Genomic DNA, 17,750 nt, shown 5'->3' with positions numbered 1-17,750 from the left:
CACAGCTATCCCGGGGCCCCGCAGACTGGAGGCCAAACCCTTGACGAAGAGCAACAATCACACTCGGCTCATTGACGGGGTGAGCGACGAGCAAGATCCAGAGCGCCGGAGCCGTCGCGTCAACGGCGTGGACTACGGCGTTAGCCCACGCCGGCCAGCGCTTGCCAAACGCCACCGTGGTGGACTCAGCCGACCACATCGCCACAGCGACCCCGTCGCGACCCGCGAGACGACAACGCCCGACCAGTCGACTGACGCAAAATGCGCCGGGACTCGATCTTCAAAGCTGCCCGGGTGCGCCCGGCTCGCCAAGCACCGCGATCTCGGCAGCCTGCAGGACCTCGCAGGGCCGCTATAGGGGCTCGCCGCGGAGGGGGATTCGACCCATTCGTACATGAGCGGTCTCCGTGAAGTCTTCGACCTCGCCCTCCTCGCGGCGGAGAACGGTGAACACCGATGACAGGCGCCGAAACGCCGGTCGCCGTTGGTACTGGCACCCGATCAGGCGCGATTCACCTGCCACCGTCCGCCTTGACGTCTCCGCCTACGACTCCCCCAGCCAACCAGCAGGTCGCGCTCCATGTGGTGACCACCCGCAAGGGCCAGCACAACGAGCTGCGCCGCGCCGCCTTCGTCACGCACGTCCACGACGAGCGCCGCCCCGACACCGTCGGGCGGTACATCTCGCTCGCCGCCGAGGTGGGCCTCCCACTGACCCACCTCGCCATGGCGTTGGCGATCGCCCACCCCGGCGTCACCAGCGCGATCCTCGGGCCACGCACCATCGGCCACCTCGATGACCTGCTCGCTGGACTCGACGTGACACTCACCGACGACATACTCGACCGGATCGACGAGATCGTCCCGCCCGGCACCGACATCGGCACGCTCGACCAGGCCTACGCCCCACCGCCACTCCAGCAGGCCAGCCTGCGCCGCCGGCCCGTCGGCGAACCCGCCGCCACTGACCAGCCCGCCACCGATCATGAAGCTCACGACCCTCTACGATCATCGCGGCTGTTGGGCCAGCTTCCGCAGCAGCTGTGTCGCCAGCAGCTCCAGCTGGGCCGCGTCGGGTGGACTTCCGAACCGCCCCAGCGTGAGCTCACTTTCGACGTGCCGATCGATCGCGAACAACGTCGTGGCGTAATATTGCTGGCTACTCGCCGGGCCCGAGACGGTCACGACGAACTCCATGGCGGCGGCGAACCCTGGCGGCGGCGAGGCGAAACCGGCCGAACTCACGCCAACAGACAGCTTTTCAGCAAGACTGGGATCCGTGTAGCCAGCGCGCTTCAACTGACCCTTGAGCTGTGCATCGAAATCTTTCGCAGTCAAGCTGGCCAGACAGCCCGGATACTTTGGTTCCTGGAGAGTCTTGCGGGCAGCGGTCGCGTCCTCCGTCGACAGGATGGCGCTCGTCGAGTTCGCGGTCGTGGGATCCTCGGCACCGTCGGTAAAGGCCGGTCCATTGTAGGCGGCCGTTACCGAAAGATCGGGGATTCCGAGACAGTCGGTTAGGTCTTTACCCGCTTTTGGGTCCGCGAGGCCGGGAGCCCCCGGAACCGGTTGTTCCTTCAGACCCTTCGTCTCAGGGCCTGACGTGAGCACATAGTCCTGCGAGCGGAGCACCTTCAGGTCCGCCGACCCTGCTGGCAGACCGGTAGTCGAAGAACTGGGTGCCCGCACAGGCGTCGGTCCGGCGTCGATGTGACCCAGATCCCGACCGCCGCACGCCACCAGCGCGAGACATGAGGTCACCATGATCGTGGCACTCAACTTTCCCCGAGGGTTTCCCCGTGCGAGCACCCGCGCAAACAAACCGACGACTCCTTTGCGTTCCTAGCAGACGGGCGACGCCGATCCGCCACACAACACAACATATCCTACTAGTTATACCACAAAATCGAGTCTGCCTAATCCGCCTTCCACTTGTCAGCCACGTACCCATGCGGACAACAGCAGAAATGAGGTCAGGGGTGTTGGTGCCATCAGCCCATTTCCGCCCAGCTATTATTGGGGTCCGCGAAGAGCAGCGGACTGAGGTCGACGGGCTGACGATCCACGCCGACCGGGGCGCATCCAGAGGCTCACCGCGGCGGAGAGGATCTTGCCTGCAACACTTCAGCGAGAGCTCGAAGCTTGAAGAACAGTGCATCTCGATGACCAAGTTGGCAACGCACCCCGGATACTCGCCAAATCGGCGTCCACATAGTCAGGGATCGCCTCGCCAATTCCGTCGACTTCGAGCACATAAAATTCGGCCGAGTTTCCTGTGACGATCAGATCGGCATCCGGAAAGATTCCCAACTCCATATGAAATGAGTCGCGATCAAACTTCGGCGCACTTGACACAATCGTCGCTGCGACGAGAGGTCTGTAGCCAGCCAACCAACTCCAGCTGAAGTTTCCGAGCCCCCGCACTACGAGGACTGCCGAGTTCCCAATATCGATCTGGAGAGCAGTTCGCAACTCAAATAGCAGGGCTGCTGTCGCGGTCAGTGGAGACACTTTGCAATCCAGCAGTTGGACCTCCCGTAGTGCATCAACCACCCTCAGTGGATCCGCGTCGAGCGAACCCCCAGGTGACCCGTATTCGCCCTGCTCAGCCAAGCTGGAAATCTCGATCATGGAATCACCGAGTATTCGAATTGGTCGACCCCACCGAGTGCCCGACCGCCTATGGGACTAACCGACTGATCTACCTTATTCATGCATACATCATATCCAACTGGACTGATAATTAGTCTAATGTCTGTCGAGGGCCTGGGCCTGGGCCTGGGTCTTCTCGTCTACGCAGGGCACAACCGCGGCAGATGGCGGATCGAGGCAAAGCCCGACGATGTCGGCGACCCTCGCGGCGAAATCCGGATCCGAGCTGAGTTTGAACGTGCCTTGACGGTGCGGACGCAGCCCTTCGGCCCGCCAGACGTTCGCGACGTAGTGCCAGGACACCGAGACACCGCCGGTCTGGCTGACATAACGGGCCATCTCCCGGCTCGACCAGTGCGACAGCCCCGTCTCGGCCGGCGGCGTCGCCCGGGTCAGCGCCACGATCCGCGCCCGCACCGAGGCAGGCACCTGCTCCCGAGCAGCTCCCCGAGGCCGGCCCACCAGCCCACCAACCCCGTCCCGCGCGTAACGGCGAAGCCACAGATCCACCGTCGGCCGCGACACCCCCGCCAACTCCGCGACCCGCTGCTTACCCAGCCTATCGCCGCGCCACAACACGATCCGCGCCCGCGTCGCCACGTTCGCCGACGCATCCCGACTGTTCACCAGCGCCGACAACTCGGCCCGCTCCCCATCCCCCAACTCCACAAGATCATTCAATCCCCCAGCCCAGGGATGTAAAGAAAACGGAATCACGAGACACTAGCCGGAATCTCCCAGACTTCGATCCGGATCGGCACGGGTCAAGGAACCCGTCTCCGAGCGCATCAAAGATTCGAGGAGCGACAGCGCCATCGCAATGGAGTTCTCCCGGAAGAAACCCAACCGGATGTAAAATTCTTCCTCCGATGAGAACAGATTTCCAATTGCACCTAGTGCCGAATAGATCGAATGGATCTCCTCGATCGACCAATCTCGAGGCCCGCCGTCACCAAGCCTCTGATTGAGGGTTTCCAGTACCTCCACCGAGCAGCCCAACTGTAGGATCACGGCTTCCGGCCCGCCGTGGTCCCGGATGAACAGGAGCACAGCTCTGATGGTCGCCCGCTGACGGTCGGTCAGCCGCACAGTGTAGCCACTTTCTCTGCGCGCGATATCGATCTTGGTCCTCATGGCGCAAGGACGTACCTTCCATTGGTGGCGAACGCGTCGTAGCTGTACTGGTATGCGTAAATCATGTAGGAGTTCTGCACGATTAGCGTACCCCGTGTCATGTCGTAGGCGACTTTAGCGCCGGTCGTGGTGTCGAGATAGTTCAGGCTGCCACGCCACGAGTCCAGGTACCCTGCAAGAGCCTCCAGGTCATGACCTATGCCTGGGATCTCGTGGTCAAGCGAAGTCATCGTACCGTCATGCATCGGACTCGCCATGTAATCGACACCATCGGCAACATCTTCGCCGTACGCTTTCTCGATTGCGTCGGCAAATTTTCCCTCCAGCGCGCCGCCACAGTTGGGTTCGAATTTGTTAGTGGCGGGTTTGACGTAGTTGGTGGCGCTGATTTTCTGGTCGTAGTGGTCGAGGGCGGCGAGTTTGGCGGTGTTCTGGGTGGCGAGGCTCTGTTTGGCGGCCTGGTATGCGAGCGAGGCTCTGACGCCGTTCCAGAATATGGTGTCGCCGCCGGGGCCGTAGCCGACCATCTGGTTGTAGGCATCGTCGCTGAGGCCGGGGTACTTCGCCTTGTAGGCCTGCTTGAACGCGAGCGCGGCCGCGATCCCGGCCCACTGCGCGTCGCTCAGCGTGGGTGCGGGGTTGGAGATCGGTGCCACGCGCTGGTTCGAGGGCGCGACCCCCTTGGCGCACTCGCCGTAGTTGTTGCACTTCAGGCCGGACGCCGCCTCGGTGGCCCTGCGTTCGGCGTCGGTGTCGACGCGCTGCCCGGTGGCGTCGCCGTGGATGATCGGGTTCGCGGCGGCGTAGGTGTACCGGTTGTCCGCCGCCGTTCCGGTCCAGGGCAGCGGGTAGGTGTCGCGGGACAGGAACGTCGCTGTCGCCGGGTCGTACCAGCGGGCTTCGGCCTCGACCAGACCGGTGTCCGAGTCGGTCCAGCTGCCCTGGTAGCCGGCCTTCAGATCGGTCGTCCCGCCGGTGGCGTTGACGGTGCCGAACGGGTCGTAGCTTTTCGTCGACGTCAGCGACGTGCCGTCGGTGGTGAACGTCGCGACGACGTCACCGTGGCTGTTCTCCAACGTCGCCGCGGTACTGCTTCCGGTGCCGGTGGCGAGCAGTGTGCCGTCCGGGCCGCGGGCGAGACTGGAGGTCCCGTCCTTGGCGGGCTCCTTCCGGACGCCGTCGTAGAGGAAGTTGAACGACCCTGAACCGGTGTGGGTGCGTGCGGCGATCCGGTCGAGGCCGTCGTAGGTGTAGCTGGTACTCGACGAGCCGGTGGTCGACGAGACGAGACGGTCGAAGGCGTCAAACGCCGTCGTCGTGACCGTCGACCCGGTCGTCGCGGTGGCTCGGGTGCCGCGGGCGCTGTAGGTGTAGGAGGTCGAGCCGTTGGAGGTCAGCCGGTTGCGGGCGTCGTAGGTCGCCGTGCTGCCGCCCGCGGAGGTCCGGTTCCCTGCCGCGTCCCAGCCGTAGCTGGTCGTGGTGCTCGCCTGGTTCGTCCAGGACGTGACCCGGTTCGCCCAGTCGTAGGTGTAGCTCTGCGTCCCGGCGCCGGCGACCCCGGTCCCGCTGATCGTGGTCGAGGTCAGGTTGTTGTCGGAGTCGTAGGCGTAGGTCTGGGCGCGCAGAGTGCTGCTGGACGCGCCGGTGAGCGTGTCGGAGGTGACGCGGCCGAGCTGGTCGTAGACAAGCTGGCGCTTGGCCCCCGTTCCGCCGTGGTAGTCGACGCCGGTCAGCTGGCCGGCGTTGTCGTAGGTGTAGGCGCGGGTGCCCCCGGTGGCGGCGCCGGCAACGGTCGCGAGGTTGCTGCGCGCGTCGTAGGTGTAGCTCGTCGACCCGTCGGCGTCAGTCCGGCTGGCGAGACGGCCATCGACGTCGTAGCTCACCGTCGACGTCGTCTGCCCGCCGGCGGTCGTCGCCGTCAGCAGGCCCCGGTCGTTGTACGTGAACCCGATGTCCCCGACCGGAGAGCTGATCTTGGTGAGGTTGCCGGCCAGGTCGTAGTCCTGGGAACGGGCCGCACCGGTCACACCAGTACCACTGCCGGTCTCGGCGGTCAGCCGCCCGAGCGCGTCGTAGCTGGCCGTACGCGTGACACCGCCCGGTTCGGCCAGGGCGACCGGCAGCCCGCCGGAGTCGTAGGCGACCTGCCAGGTCCGGTCGGCCAGGTTCGGATAGGCGGCGGTCGACGGTTCGATCGTCTGCTCGGGCAGGCTGAGGGAGTTGAACGTGTAGACCGTCGCGTTGCCGTTCCCGTCGGTCAGCCGCGTCCGGTTACCAGCGGCGTCATACCCGGCGCTGGTCGTGATCGACACGCTAGATGGTAGGCAGGTTCCCAGCCGACGAACCGGCCGCGACCAAGTCGCCGTCCGGGTCGCGGGAGACCGACGACGAATAGTCGGTCGCCGGTTCCTTCTCCAGACCCGCGTAGGTGAACGCGCCGCTGTTACGGGTCGCGAGCCGGTCCAAACCGTCGTAGGTGTAGTTCTGCGAACACAGGGATCTCCGATCCCACCCCCGTAGCCAAGCCGCAGCCAGCGGGAGTCTCATCCAAGGCGGGCAGGGAAGGAAGCCGCGAATAGACACCCACTGGAGCGTCGTGGTCAAGTGGGCCATCCACGCGAGATCAGTCCTGGCGCAGGAATATCAATATCCCACCCGGAATCGACCTCAGCGCCGCCGCGTACCCCCGCCCCAGGACGTGCGACTAGCACATCGACCTCCGGAACGCGCGTAATGAGCCCAGACACAAGCGGAGTCCAATCGAATTCCGCCGAACGCCCAGATCGATCAACGATCAGAGCCTGAGTCACCTCAGGAGACTCGGCGACAATGGACGCGAAAACCGCCACAATGAGATCATTTTGAGCCACGTCCAGACCATCTAGGTAGGCGACAATTCGAACGATTGAGGCGCCTCCGGAGCTTGGCAGGGGATGGTCATAATGCAGTCCAAGATCTTCCGAGTTCGTGAACCACATTTGAAATGTCACAGGGGAGTGCGTCGCCCGGAGAAGGATTTCAAAGTCCCGCAGGCCGGTTCGGATCTCGTCACCCTCAGAGTCAAGCACGCTCACGATCCCCGGCTGGTCCGGGCGAAACAGTCCCACGCCTGAGGCTCGGAGTCGCTCGACCACCGAGACCGGGTCCGCATTGACAGAGTACCAACTCACATATGCATCTGACACTACGAATCAACCTTTCGGAAAGACGAATACATTCTCGTCGCCAAATCGGCCCTTTGCCTGGGAGATTGCCGATTCCGGCGTCCCTTCCTCTAGGTAGTAGATCGCACGTACGCCCGCCTTGTCCGCTGCGGCACGCGAGATTTGCAGCCGGTGGCCGAAGTCCGCCGGGTCACGAGCCTTCGCCGGCCCGCCGACGAAGATGTACTCACCGTTCGGCCCGACCACGTCGAGCCCCGTCGATCCGAGTCCGTCAACCTTCAAACGAATGTCCTGACCGTTGGGTCCCTTCGCTACTCTGCCGCCCACGATATCTGCGACACGCTGCTCGCGACCGAGGCCGACAGCATTTGAGTCCTGGCCATTGGCGCGTGCTTCGTTGATGAGGTCACTCGAGGTTCTTCGGTAGCCCTATCACGAATGACGAACGGTCGGAGAAGCGAAACCCGAGCGCGCCGCCGCTCTCCATGGGAAATTTGAAGCTTGCGCTGACGCGCAAGCTTCAAGGACCTCGCCGCCCATTTCGTGCCGCCGAGTGTGGCAGTGATCGCCGACTGCGAGGCCGACGATGCAGATGCGATGCGTTCCGGTCCTCCTCGCGATGTGCCATCGATAGTCGTCGTCCGTGCTCAGCCGTCACGGGGTGTTCCCGTGGCCCGACGCGGACTCGCCCGTCACAGTCCGAGGTCGGGTCGAAGTCCGCGGGTTCACCTGGGACGGCGTGATGCGCTGGCAGTACGGCGTAACCGTCGTAGGGCAGATGGTTGGTGACCAGGGCGGCGAGCGTCACCAGCGGCTCCCTGCCGGTCAGGGTCACGCAGCCTGTGTCGTCCAGCATCGCGCGTAGGTCCTGGTCGGTGTGGCGGAGCGCGGCGGTCAGTTCGTGGGACCGGCAACGCAGCAGACCATGGTCGCGATCGTTGATCTCGGCCCAACGACCCGAGGCGTCAGCTCTTCATCCGCGATAACCATCCGCAACCGGCCGTAAAGGTGCTGCCACGCGGGCCCGGCATCCGCGAACTCGCCGGCCGGGAGGCACCCCGGCCCCCGACCAGGCCGTGGCCGACCGGGCGACCCCGCGGCGCCTTAAGCCAGGCCTCCAGCGCCGGAGGCGTAGAGGATCGGACCGCTGCGCCTGGGCGTCCGGGTCGGTCTTCGACGTTCAGATCCGCACGAGCAGGCCTTCATCAAGGTCGGTGACGTCGATCAGCCGGACGGCGACGAGTTCCGAGCGCCGCGCCATCATCGCGAACCCGAACCCGAACCCGAGCGCGAGCGGCAGCCGGGCGCACAGTCCGATCGGCGTTGCCAGGTCGGCCTGCGCGACCATCGCGCGCAGCACGGCGAGGCCAGGCCGCCCGCACCTGTCAGGCCACCTCCGAGGCAGGAGCCTCTCCCCCGGGTCTAGCTACGTACCGTCACGGAGCTCCTGTCGACCAAGTCGCGGACAGTATGTGAAACGGCCCCATGATCCACCACAAAACGGCCCAGAAACGGCCCAGAGCCATGATCGGGAGAGAGAAGTGCCTGTGCCACAGGCGTTTGGGGGACGAGTCGGCCTGTAAGCCGGATTCTGTGCCCGGCGGCCTCGCGGCCGCCGGCGGCGGTCATCTCTCTAGGGCCGCCGTTGCCGACGGCCTCGTGCGGTCTACCCGCGGACTCGGGCGGGCAGCCCTCGATCGCCCGCGCGGCGGCCGGCCTCGCGGCCGGACGCCTTTTGACCTTGCTCCGGGTGGGGTTTACCGAGCCGCCCGGGTCACCCCGGGCGCTGGTGCGCTCTTACCGCACCGTTTCACCCTTACCGATCCGGCGCCTCGCGGCTCCGGAACCGGCGGTCTGTTCTCTGTGGCACTTTCCCGCGGGTCACCCCGGGTGGGCGTTACCCACCACCCTGCCGTGCGGAGTCCGGACTTTCCTCGGCGGGTGCCGGCTCACGCCGGCCCCGACGCGACCGCCCGGCCGACTCGTCCGCCTCGATCATACGACCGCCGGCCCGCGCCGCCGCGCCAGGACCAGCGGCTGGTCAGGCCGGGGTGGCCTCGTAGCGGGCGCGGGTGAGGTCGGTCGCGGTGCGCGCGGCCTGTTCGAAGGGTTCGAGCGTGCCGGTGGCGCGGCAGAGGATGTGCGCCCCTTGGAGAAGCATGATCAGCGTGGTCGCGAGGCCAAGGGCTTCGTCGGGCGGGAGCCCAGCTGGTTGCAGGCGTTCGGCCAGTATTCGGGCCCACGAGGCGAAGATGTCGGCGGCGGCGCGCTGGAGGTCGGCGTCGCCACGGCCCTCCTCGCCGGCCGTGACCGTGATCGCGGCGATCGCGCAGCCGCCCCCGGCCGTCGAGGCGACCAGCACGGGCCGGACGGCGTCGAGGAAGGCCGTGACCACGACGAGCGGGTCGCCCGCGGGCAGGGTCGCGAGGCTGGCGCGCACGTCCTCGCCGTTGCGGGCGGCCGCCTCGGCGACGAGCTGCGCCTTGCCGCCGGGGAAGTGGTGGTAGATGGCGCCGCGGGCGGCGCCGCTGTCCTGCAGCACGTCGGTGAACGACATTCCGGCGACCCCGCGGCGCTGCAACGCGTGGATCGTCGCGTCGACCATGCGGCTTCGGGTGTCGGCCACGGCGTGCCTCCAGGTGCCTTGACTAGTACGGCCATCCTATTGCATGGTCTCGCTAGGACGTACGTACTAGCGAATGGACGGACCCATGCCCATCACCGTGACCACCCCGCGCGGCGAGCTCACCGAGGCCGGCGAGCGCGCGATCCTCCCGGCGCTCACCGAGGCTCTGATCGCGGCCAGCGGCGCGACCGGCAACGCGTTCTTCACCAGCGTCGTCGGCGGCACCGTCCACGTGCTGGACCCGTCGGCCATCTACGCCGGCGGGGTGAACCGCCCGGTCGTGATGGTGGAGCTCAAGCTGCCGAACATCGGCCTGCCCGACGCCGCCGGCCGGGCCGCGTTCATCGCCGCGGCGACGGACATCGTCGACGCCTGCACCGTCGAGGGCCACGACCGCGAGAACACCTGGGTCAACATCCTCAACGCGCCCGACGGCGGCTGGGGCATCGGCGGCGTCGCCTACACCGGCGAGGGGCTCATCGCCGCGGTCGGCGCGTCCGCGCGGCTCGCCGACGTCTCGTAGGCCCTGGCCCGGCGTGCCGGCGTCTGGACGCGTTGGAGTCCTGGCGCCGGCACACGGCGACGAGAAACGCCCTAGTGGGACGGCGGGACGACCGCGGCCGAGATGTCGGCCTCGCGCTCGACCAGCTCGTGGCCGTAGACGGTGGCGGCCTCCACCCTCAGGATCAGGCAGAACGACGGCTTGTTGGAGAACTCGAGGTCGAGCTCCTCGGCCCGGCTGCGCAGGTAGTAGGCCGCCGCGAGGTTGGCGGTCGCGGTCTGCCCGGCGAGGATGAACAGCGGCCGGCGGTTGGGCCCGGCGGCGATCCGGGCCAGCAGCGCGAACTCGTGCTCGCCGGGGCGGCCGGCGAACTCGCGGTTTCCCTTGTCGGCGCCGTCGCCCTTCTCGCCGCGCAGCCGCCGGCCCTCGCGCCCGCCGGGCAGGCTGACCGCGATCACCCGGCTCTCCCGGGGCGGCCTGGGCGGGATGATCGACTGGACGCTGGTGTTGTCCGGGGCGCCCGTCCCGTCGCTGTCGGCCGGGCCGGTGGCGGAGCCGGACGACGACGCGGCCGTGGCGCCCACGGCGGCGAGGGAGTTGGAGTTGCGGGCGGCCGACGGCGGCGCCGGCGGAGACGGCGGGGAGAAGGTCACGCCGGGCAGGTAGCGGGACAGGTGCGCGGCCATCCGGGGGTTGGACCGTGGGTCGCCGAGGCAGAACTCGGTGCGCCGCCCGATGCTGTCCTGCACCGCGCCGCCGGGCGTCACCCGTGGCCGGGCGTCCGAGCTGTAGATGATCGAGGCGAGTTCGGCGACGGCGAGCACGTCGTCACGGGCGATCGTCCCGGACGGAGCGAGCGAGGCGACGGCGATGAGGATCTCGTCGTCGGCGGCCAGGCTGAACAGGGTCGACTGGCGTGGTCGCGACATGGGTGCGCCGCCGGGGCGCTCCCACAACCGGATGGCCAGCGCGCCGAGAGCGCCCGCCGACAGCGAGATCGCTACGGTGAGCAGGATGTCCGGCAACACGCTCACTGGGTGGTCCTCCGTCTGTTCGGATGTCGTGGCCGCGCGCGGCGCGGCAGGCCTGGCCACCCGGGGGCGCCGGGTCGGGACCTCGCACCGGTAGGCGCCGCCGCGCGCACCGGGCCCGACGGTCCAGCCGGCCCCTGGCCCGGATGGCGGACCGTGGGCAGTTCGCCGCCGGGCGACCCGGGACAAGTCGCCCGGGGAAATCCTAGGGGGACCCAATCCGGGCAGATCCATCGGGTTCACCATGGCAACCCACTACGAACCCACCTGGGCGTGACCGGTCCCACCACCGTGCTCCGGACCGCGCGCGACGGTCGCCTCCCGAACTTCCCACCCGCCACCGGATCCGTGTTCCGGCCCAGCAAGGGACGGGTCTGCGCCCGCGCAGCCGGGAGGTCTGACGCTCCGGCGCGGGAGAAGGTTGCCCGTCGGTGGTCCCGACGTGCGATTCATCACCGTTTCGGGTAGTCGCGCCGGCCCGGGGCGAATCGGCCGGGCCGGGCCGGGCGACGGTCAGCCGTGCAGCAGCAGGCTGACCGGGTCGGCGAGCACGGCGGCGATCTCGCCCAGGAACCTCGACGCAGCCTCGCCGTGCAGGATCCGGTGGTCGAAGGACACCGAGACCGTCATCACCCGGCGGACCTGGATCTGGCCCTGCCAGACGGCGGCCGCGTCCCGGATCGCGCCGAGCACGACCAGGGCCGCCTCGCCCTCGCGGACCAGCCCGGCGGCCGAGTCCACCCCGAAGACGCCGACGTTGGACACGGTGATCGTCGAGCCGCGCATCCGCGCCGGCGGGGTGCGACCGGCGCGCGCGGCCTCGACCAGGCTCGCCAGCTCGCCGGCCAGGGCGGGCAGCCCGAGCCGGTCGGCGGCCGGGATCACCGGGACGACGAGCCCGCGCTCACTGGCCACCGCCACGCCGAGGTTGACCGCGGGGTAGACCTCGATCTCGTTGGAGCCGTCGGCGGCCGTCAGCCAGCGGGCGTTCGCCAGCGGGTGGCGGGCCACCGCGGCGACCACGGCGCGGCTGATGAAGGCCAGCGACGTGATCCTGACCGGCCGGTCGCCGCCCGTGGCCTCGTCTGCTGTGGCCTGGCCGGCCGCCGGGTCCGCCCTCCAGCGGGCGAGCAGGTCCAGCAGGCCGGTGACGTCGACGGTCCGCTGGACGGTGGCCTGTGGAACCTGGAACGCGCTGTGCTCCATCGCCAACGCCATCTGGCGCGCGACGCCGCGCACCGGGATGCGCTCGCCCGGCCGGACGCCGGACCGTGCTGGCCGCGCCGGCCCGGCGTCCGGGGCCGGCGTGACCTCCGGGGCCAGCGTGGCGGCCGCCGTGACGTCGGCCCGGGCGATGGTGCCGTTCGGGCCGGTGGGGTGGACCGTACCCAGGTCGACGCCGAGGTCGCGGGCGAGCCTGCGCACCGGTGGTGCGGCGAGCACCTTGGCCCCGGGCAGGCCGTTCGGCCGCGGCGGAACCAGCGGGGCCGGGGGGCGCTGTGGGGTGTCCGCCACCCGGGCGAGCGGCGCGAGGCGTTCCACCCGGGCGACCGGACCAGCGAGCTGGACCGGGGCGGCCGGCGCGGCGGCCACGAGCCCCGCGTGGGCGGGCCGGCGGGGCCGGCGGCGGGGCACCTCGCCGGCCGCCGGCTCGACCGGGGTCCGGCCGACGACCGGGGACGGCGGCGCCTCCTCCTCGGTCCCGGCCACCGCGACCGCGACCGACTCGGCGGCGACGGTCAGCAGGGCCGTCCCGACGGGGACGAGCTCACCCTCCGCGCAGTGCAGGGCCGCCACCACGCCGGCGTAGGGCGACGGGATCTCGACGGCCGCCTTCGCGGTCTCGACCTCCACGAGTGGCTGGTTGAGCGCCACCGGGTCGCCGGGGCGTACCAGCCACTGGACGATCTCGGCCTCCGCGAGGCCCTCGCCCAGGTCGGGCAACAGGAAGTCCCGCCGCGTCATGACGTCGTCCCATAGGAGAACGTCCGGTCGACGGCGTCGAGGATCCGGTCCAGGTCCGGCAGGTAGTCCTTCTCCAGCCGGGCCGGCGGGTACGGGGTGTGGTAACCGCCGACCCGGCCGATCGGCGCCTCCAGGTGGTAGAAGCACTCCTCGGTGAGCCGGGCGGCGATCTCCGCGCCGAGCCCGCCGGTGACCGTCGCCTCGTGGACGACCACGGCGCGGCCGGTGCGGCGTACCGAGGCGGTCAGCGTCGGCCAGTCGACGGGCGCCAGCGAGCGCAGGTCGACGACCTCGACCGCGCGCCCGTCGGCCTCGGCGGCGGTAGCGGCGTCCAGGCAGGTGCGCACCGTCGGCCCGTAGGCGATCACCGTCACGTCGGTGCCGGGGCGGGCGACCCTCGCTCGGTCCATCGGCAGCGGCGGGTCCTCGGCCGCGGCCAGCGGGCCTCGTTCCCAGTACCGCCGCTTGGGCTCGAAGAAGATCACCGGGTCGTCGCAGGCAACCGCCTCGCGCAACAGCTGGTAGCCGTCCGCGGCGGTCGAGGGCGTCAGCAGCCGCAGCCCAGGGGTGTGCGCGAAGTAGGCCTCCGGGGACTCGCTGTGGTGCTCCACGGCGCCGATCCCACCGCCGTATGGGATGCGGATGGTCACCGGCATCCGCAGGTGGCCGCCGGAGCGCTGGTGCAGGCGGGCGAGCTGGGTGACGATCTGGTCGAAGGCCGGGTAGACGAACCCGTCGAACTGGATCTCGCAGACCGGCCTGTAGCCGCGCATGGCCAGGCCGACGGCGGCGCCGACGATGCCGGCCTCGCCGAGCGGGGTGTCGACCACCCGGTGCTCACCGAACGCGTCCTGGAGGCCGTCGGTGATCCGGAACACGCCGCCGAGCCGGCCGACGTCCTCCCCGAGCAGGACGACCCGGTCGTCGGCCGCCATCGCGTCGCGCAGCGCCGCGCCGAGCGCCCTGGCCAGCGGAAGGGTGCGCGGCTCGGCGTCCGGTGCTGGCTGGTTCTCCGCCCGGGTCTGGGTGTCGTCCTGAGGCTGGGTGACGGGATCGGCGGGGCCGCCCGGGGACGGCACCACGGGCCGCCGCGGCGCGGGCGCCGTCGGGCCGGCGGCCGGAAGGTCGGAGGAGGGCAGCGTCCGCGTGCTCATGCCTGAAAGGACTCCTGGTAGGCCCGGAAGCGGGCCCGCTCGGCGCGGGCCTCGTCGGTCTCGGTAACGAGGACGTCGTCGAAGAACGCGTCCGGCCGCGGCTCCGGCAGCGCGAGGACCGCCTCCCGCAGCCGGGCCGCGGCCTGCTCGGCCTCGGCCCGCTGGGCGGCGAACCAGGCGTCGTCGCGGTCGGACGCGAGCAGGCGGGCGACCCGGTCGATCGGGTCGCGGGCGCGCCAGACGGCCTCCTGCTCGGCCGGGCGGTACCGGGCCGGGTCGTCGGAGGTGGTGTGCGGGCCCATCCGGTAGGTGTAGGCCTCGATGAGGGTCGGACCGTCGCCGCGGCGGGCCCGCTCCAGCGCCCACGAGGTGACGCTGTGCACGGCGACGACGTCGTTGCCGTCGACCCGCACGCCGGGGAAGCCGAAGCCACTCGCCCGGTCGGCCAGCGGCACCCGCGACTGCCGGGACGCCGGCGTCGAGATCGCCCACTGGTTGTTGGTGCAGAAGAAGACCACGGGGGCGGCGAAGCTGGCGGCCCAGACGAACGCCTCGTTGGCGTCGCCCTGGCTCATCGCGCCGTCGCCCAGATACACGAGCACGGCCGCGCCGGGGTCATCCTCCGTGTTAGTAGGACGTCCGACGGTTGCCCGTTCACGGATATTGGTAGGACGTCCGACCAATTCGTCGGGGTGCCCGGCAGCCCTCCTTTCCTCCTCGATTGTCGGACGTCCTAGGAGTTCTCCCCCGCCGGCATTCGCCGCGTCATCTCCCAAGATTCTCGGACGTCCGACAATCGAATTTCCGGCAGCCTCCGGGCCACCGGAGGCCGCATCCGCGCGGGCACGCTGCGCATCAAGCTGAACACCGAGGGCATAACCAACGGCATGCAGCGTCTGGGTGGCGAGCACCAGGGCGTAGTTCGCCAGGTTGTGGTCGGCCGGGTTCCAGCCCCCGTGGGTGCTGCCCCGCAGCAGCCGGAGCACCTCCACCGCAGGCAGTCCGCGCTCCCAGGCCACGGCGTGCTCGCGGTAGCTGGGGAAGACGAAGTCGCTGGTCAGCGCGGCGCGCACCGATCCGACCTGCGCCGCCTCCTGGCCCCGCAGCGGGATCCACAGCGCCAGCTCCCCCTGCCGCTGCAGGGCGGTCGCCTGGTCGTCGAGATGACGGGCGCGCAGCATCGCGCCATAGCAGCTCCGGAGGTCCTCGGCGCTGAGCAGCGAGGCGAAACGGGGATGTTCCCGCATCACCCCGTCAGGTCCCAGCAGCCGTACCCCGCACTCGTCGTCAGACAGATCTCCAGCGCCCACGAGGCGCATTCTCCCTCCGATTCGGCCGGGCCGGACAGGCTCACCCGAAGCCTCCAAGCCACCTTATTTGGTTTCCTTTCGGCAATCGATATCCAGCCCGGATCGTATGTCAGATCACCACGGTGGGAATCTGGCTGGATGCGGTACGTTATTGCCCAGAGGGGGCGGACAGTGGGACCCTTCCGCGAGCCGCACGGCGACGCCGAACCCGCCCCGGTCCGCCACACGAAACCGCCATACGAAGCCGATGCGGGTCGACCCGCGAAGCCGGGGCCGACCCGCCACGCGAAGCCGACGCGGTCCCGCGAAGCCGGGGCCGACCCGCCACGCGAAGCCGACGCGGTCCTGGCGTCGGCCTGGTGGGGGAAGCCGACGCGCGAAGCCGCCATGGCGGTCGCGCCGGGCCGCGCCAGCCATCCATCCGATGACCGCCGCCGCGCCCGGCGTCGTCTACCCGCCACTGATCGCCGTTTCGGCCCTCCCGTGGTTGCGATTCGGTGGGCGGTCACGACCACTGGAGGGCCGAAACGGCGATCACCAGCACGAAGGTGCCGGTCGGGCTGGGCGTAGTACCGCTGCGGTCTGGGACAGACCGCAGCTGCGGGCGCGGTGACCCCGAGCGGAGTGGTCGACGATCACCGCGTCCCAGGCCGGCTTCGGGCGCAGGTCGCGTACGCGGAGCCCGCCGCCCTGCCACCGAGCCCGCGGTGGGGCCGCCCGGAGATCAACCGGCGGAAACGCCGGGGGCCCGTCCCAAATGAACCGGGGGCGCCGTGAATCTTCAGGAAGTGAACCGGGACGCCGTGAATTTTCAGGAACCGTGAATTTTCAGGAACCGACATGCCGGGTGGCAGCTGGGCTTCGCAACCGGCGCATCCGCCCAGCGGAAATCCACCTCCCCGACCGCGTGACGCGCGTCCAGAGCCGCCGGGCGACCAGTGCCGGGCGAATTCCCGAGCCCGGGGTACCGAGGCCGGCATCGGCGTTCACGACGAGCAGTTGTTCACGACGACCAGCCGCCGGATTTCCGTCGGGCCGGCGAATAGCGCCCGGCACGCAAAAGGGCGGCGCGCCCTGAATGGGTGCGCCGCCCCGGCCCATGGGGTGGCCTAAGCCGTCCGGGCCGGCCCGTTCTTTGGAGGACGGGCCGAACCCTCAGGTCATGCGGTGACTACCAGTTCCAGCCGCCGTCCTTACCGTCCTTGCCCCACCCGTCCTTGCCCCAGCCGTCCTTGCCGTCCTTGCCCCACCCGTCCTTGCCCCAGCCGTCCTTACGGTCCTTGCCCCACCCGTCCTTGCCCCAGCCGTCCTTACGGTCCTTGTCACCCCAGTTCCAGCCGCTGTCCTTGCCCTTGTCGCCCCAGTCGCAGGCCTGCGCGGCTGCCGCCGGGCCGATGCCAACCGCGACGGCGATAGCTCCGGTGACGGCGACAGCGGCGACCCGGCGGCCCATCGACTTCTTCATTCGATCCCCCTCATCCGCTCGTTGCCCGCCGGTCGGTGTGGGCTTCCCCCACAGACCTTCGGCCACCAGCGCGGAATACGACTTCGGAATGACTGCGAGACGCAGACTAACCCGCGGCGCGGCTCAGCGAAAAAACGATCAGGGAGCGTCCGGACATCCGGGCATGAAGAGCCCCGCGGCCATTTTCCCAGCACACTCGGCAACGCGCCACAATCAGGCACGTCAACGGGTCCATATGTCCGTCCATGTGCGCCCGCCCAGAACTCCAGAGACTTCTGTGGGAGGCCCGTCTCCAGGTTCCTGGTTTCGGCCGTTCCGGATGCCTGACAAGCATTCTTGGGAACAAGGGCCTGCCTTTTGAGGCCAGTGGCCCGACGGCCGGCGCTCAGCCCGCTGGGGCGTCCTCCCCCGTCGGTAGGCCACCGAATCAGCAACGATCACCTATGTCGGCGCGAGGCCATCAACACCGTGGACAACAGAGCAGGCCGACCCAGCCACACAGCCGCCGAACGACCCAACTGGCGAGCCGCCGACCCAGCCACGCAGCCGCCGAACGACCGAGCGACCGAACTGGCAGCACGGCCGCCGCCGCACGCCAGCGGCCCTCGCGCGGAGCCCCATTTGCCCGGTCCTCCACGCGCCAGTCCGCTGCCTGAGCCCCGCCACCCCGCCCGGGTGAGCGCCGCGCCCCCGGTTGACGCTCCCCCGGCGCCAGCCGTTCGATGCGGCTACTTACCTTCCGCGACC

The 17,750-nt window shown here is 69.3% G+C and carries 15 protein-coding genes, 1 other RNA gene and 1 pseudogene; 2 read left to right on the top strand and 15 right to left on the bottom strand.

All coding sequences use genetic code 11. From position 1 onward, the window contains the following. Positions 1-594: 594 nt before the first annotated feature. Positions 595-963 (top strand): annotated as a pseudogene (locus tag I6A60_RS43970) (aldo/keto reductase); the annotation flags it as partial. A gap of 45 nt (positions 964-1,008) precedes the next feature. Here the strand turns inward: I6A60_RS43970 and I6A60_RS41480 are convergent. From I6A60_RS41480 to I6A60_RS10525, 10 genes are all read right to left on the bottom strand, one after another. After that, complete coding sequence (locus I6A60_RS41480; RefSeq protein ID WP_238435190.1) at positions 1,009-1,779, bottom strand: hypothetical protein; 771 nt, start codon at positions 1,777-1,779, stop codon at positions 1,009-1,011. 345 nt (positions 1,780-2,124) lie between these two features. Then, positions 2,125-2,631: a hypothetical protein gene (locus I6A60_RS10560; protein ID WP_203015144.1), complete on the bottom strand. Its 507-nt coding sequence runs from the start codon at positions 2,629-2,631 to the stop codon at positions 2,125-2,127. Between the two features lie 117 nt (positions 2,632-2,748). Then, a complete protein-coding gene (locus tag I6A60_RS10555) occupies positions 2,749-3,291 on the bottom strand; it encodes a helix-turn-helix domain-containing protein (protein ID WP_203015141.1) in 543 nt (180 codons plus the stop codon). 84 nt (positions 3,292-3,375) lie between these two features. Then, the gene (locus I6A60_RS10550; RefSeq protein ID WP_203015139.1) at positions 3,376-3,786 is read right to left on the bottom strand and encodes a hypothetical protein; all 411 of its coding nucleotides are present in this window, start codon (positions 3,784-3,786) and stop codon (positions 3,376-3,378) included. Further along, the gene (locus tag I6A60_RS10545; RefSeq protein ID WP_307873624.1) at positions 3,783-6,098 is read right to left on the bottom strand and encodes an RHS repeat-associated core domain-containing protein; all 2,316 of its coding nucleotides are present in this window, start codon (positions 6,096-6,098) and stop codon (positions 3,783-3,785) included. The genes I6A60_RS10550 and I6A60_RS10545 overlap by 4 nt, the downstream gene beginning before the upstream one ends. Position 6,099: 1 nt before the next feature. Further along, entirely contained in the window at positions 6,100-6,252 is a 153-nt protein-coding gene (locus I6A60_RS41475) for a hypothetical protein (RefSeq protein ID WP_238435161.1), read from the bottom strand. A 725-nt stretch (positions 6,253-6,977) separates the two neighbouring features. Continuing rightward, a complete protein-coding gene (locus I6A60_RS10540) occupies positions 6,978-7,232 on the bottom strand; it encodes a hypothetical protein (RefSeq protein WP_203015137.1) in 255 nt (84 codons plus the stop codon). Positions 7,233-8,130: 898 nt separating this feature from the next. Continuing rightward, positions 8,131-8,310 (bottom strand): hypothetical protein, encoded by a 180-nt coding sequence (locus I6A60_RS10535; RefSeq protein WP_203042751.1) that lies wholly within the window; start codon positions 8,308-8,310, stop codon positions 8,131-8,133. A gap of 204 nt (positions 8,311-8,514) precedes the next feature. After that, positions 8,515-8,935: RNase P RNA component class A (gene rnpB, locus I6A60_RS10530), an RNA gene on the bottom strand. Positions 8,936-8,991: 56 nt separating this feature from the next. Then, entirely contained in the window at positions 8,992-9,576 is a 585-nt protein-coding gene (locus tag I6A60_RS10525) for a TetR/AcrR family transcriptional regulator (protein ID WP_203015134.1), read from the bottom strand. An 85-nt stretch (positions 9,577-9,661) separates the two neighbouring features. On the opposite strand from I6A60_RS10525, the gene I6A60_RS10520 reads away from it, so the two are divergent. Next, entirely contained in the window at positions 9,662-10,099 is a 438-nt protein-coding gene (locus tag I6A60_RS10520; protein ID WP_203015132.1) for a hypothetical protein, read from the top strand. 71 nt (positions 10,100-10,170) lie between these two features. Here I6A60_RS10520 and I6A60_RS10515 read toward each other — a convergent pair whose 3' ends face one another. From I6A60_RS10515 to I6A60_RS10495, 5 genes are all read right to left on the bottom strand, one after another. Further along, a complete protein-coding gene (locus I6A60_RS10515) occupies positions 10,171-11,112 on the bottom strand; it encodes a hypothetical protein (protein WP_203015130.1) in 942 nt (313 codons plus the stop codon). A 510-nt stretch (positions 11,113-11,622) separates the two neighbouring features. Further along, positions 11,623-13,074, bottom strand: a complete 1,452-nt coding sequence (locus tag I6A60_RS10510; protein ID WP_203015128.1) for a dihydrolipoamide acetyltransferase family protein — start codon at positions 13,072-13,074, stop codon at positions 11,623-11,625. After that, entirely contained in the window at positions 13,071-14,228 is a 1,158-nt protein-coding gene (locus I6A60_RS10505; RefSeq protein WP_203015126.1) for an alpha-ketoacid dehydrogenase subunit beta, read from the bottom strand. Before I6A60_RS10505 ends, I6A60_RS10510 begins: the two co-directional genes overlap by 4 nt. Then, a complete protein-coding gene (locus tag I6A60_RS10500) occupies positions 14,225-15,547 on the bottom strand; it encodes a thiamine pyrophosphate-dependent enzyme (protein WP_238435160.1) in 1,323 nt (440 codons plus the stop codon). The genes I6A60_RS10505 and I6A60_RS10500 overlap by 4 nt, the downstream gene beginning before the upstream one ends. A gap of 1,162 nt (positions 15,548-16,709) precedes the next feature. Further along, the gene (locus I6A60_RS10495; protein ID WP_203015123.1) at positions 16,710-17,003 is read right to left on the bottom strand and encodes a hypothetical protein; all 294 of its coding nucleotides are present in this window, start codon (positions 17,001-17,003) and stop codon (positions 16,710-16,712) included. Positions 17,004-17,750: the final 747 nt, after the last annotated feature.

The organism is Frankia sp. AgB1.9, from assembly GCF_016786355.1.
Classification (GTDB): domain Bacteria; phylum Actinomycetota; class Actinomycetes; order Frankiales; family Frankiaceae; genus Pseudofrankia.
The sequence above is the reverse complement of the archived record's forward strand: the minus strand, read 5'-3'. Positions and strand labels throughout refer to the sequence as shown.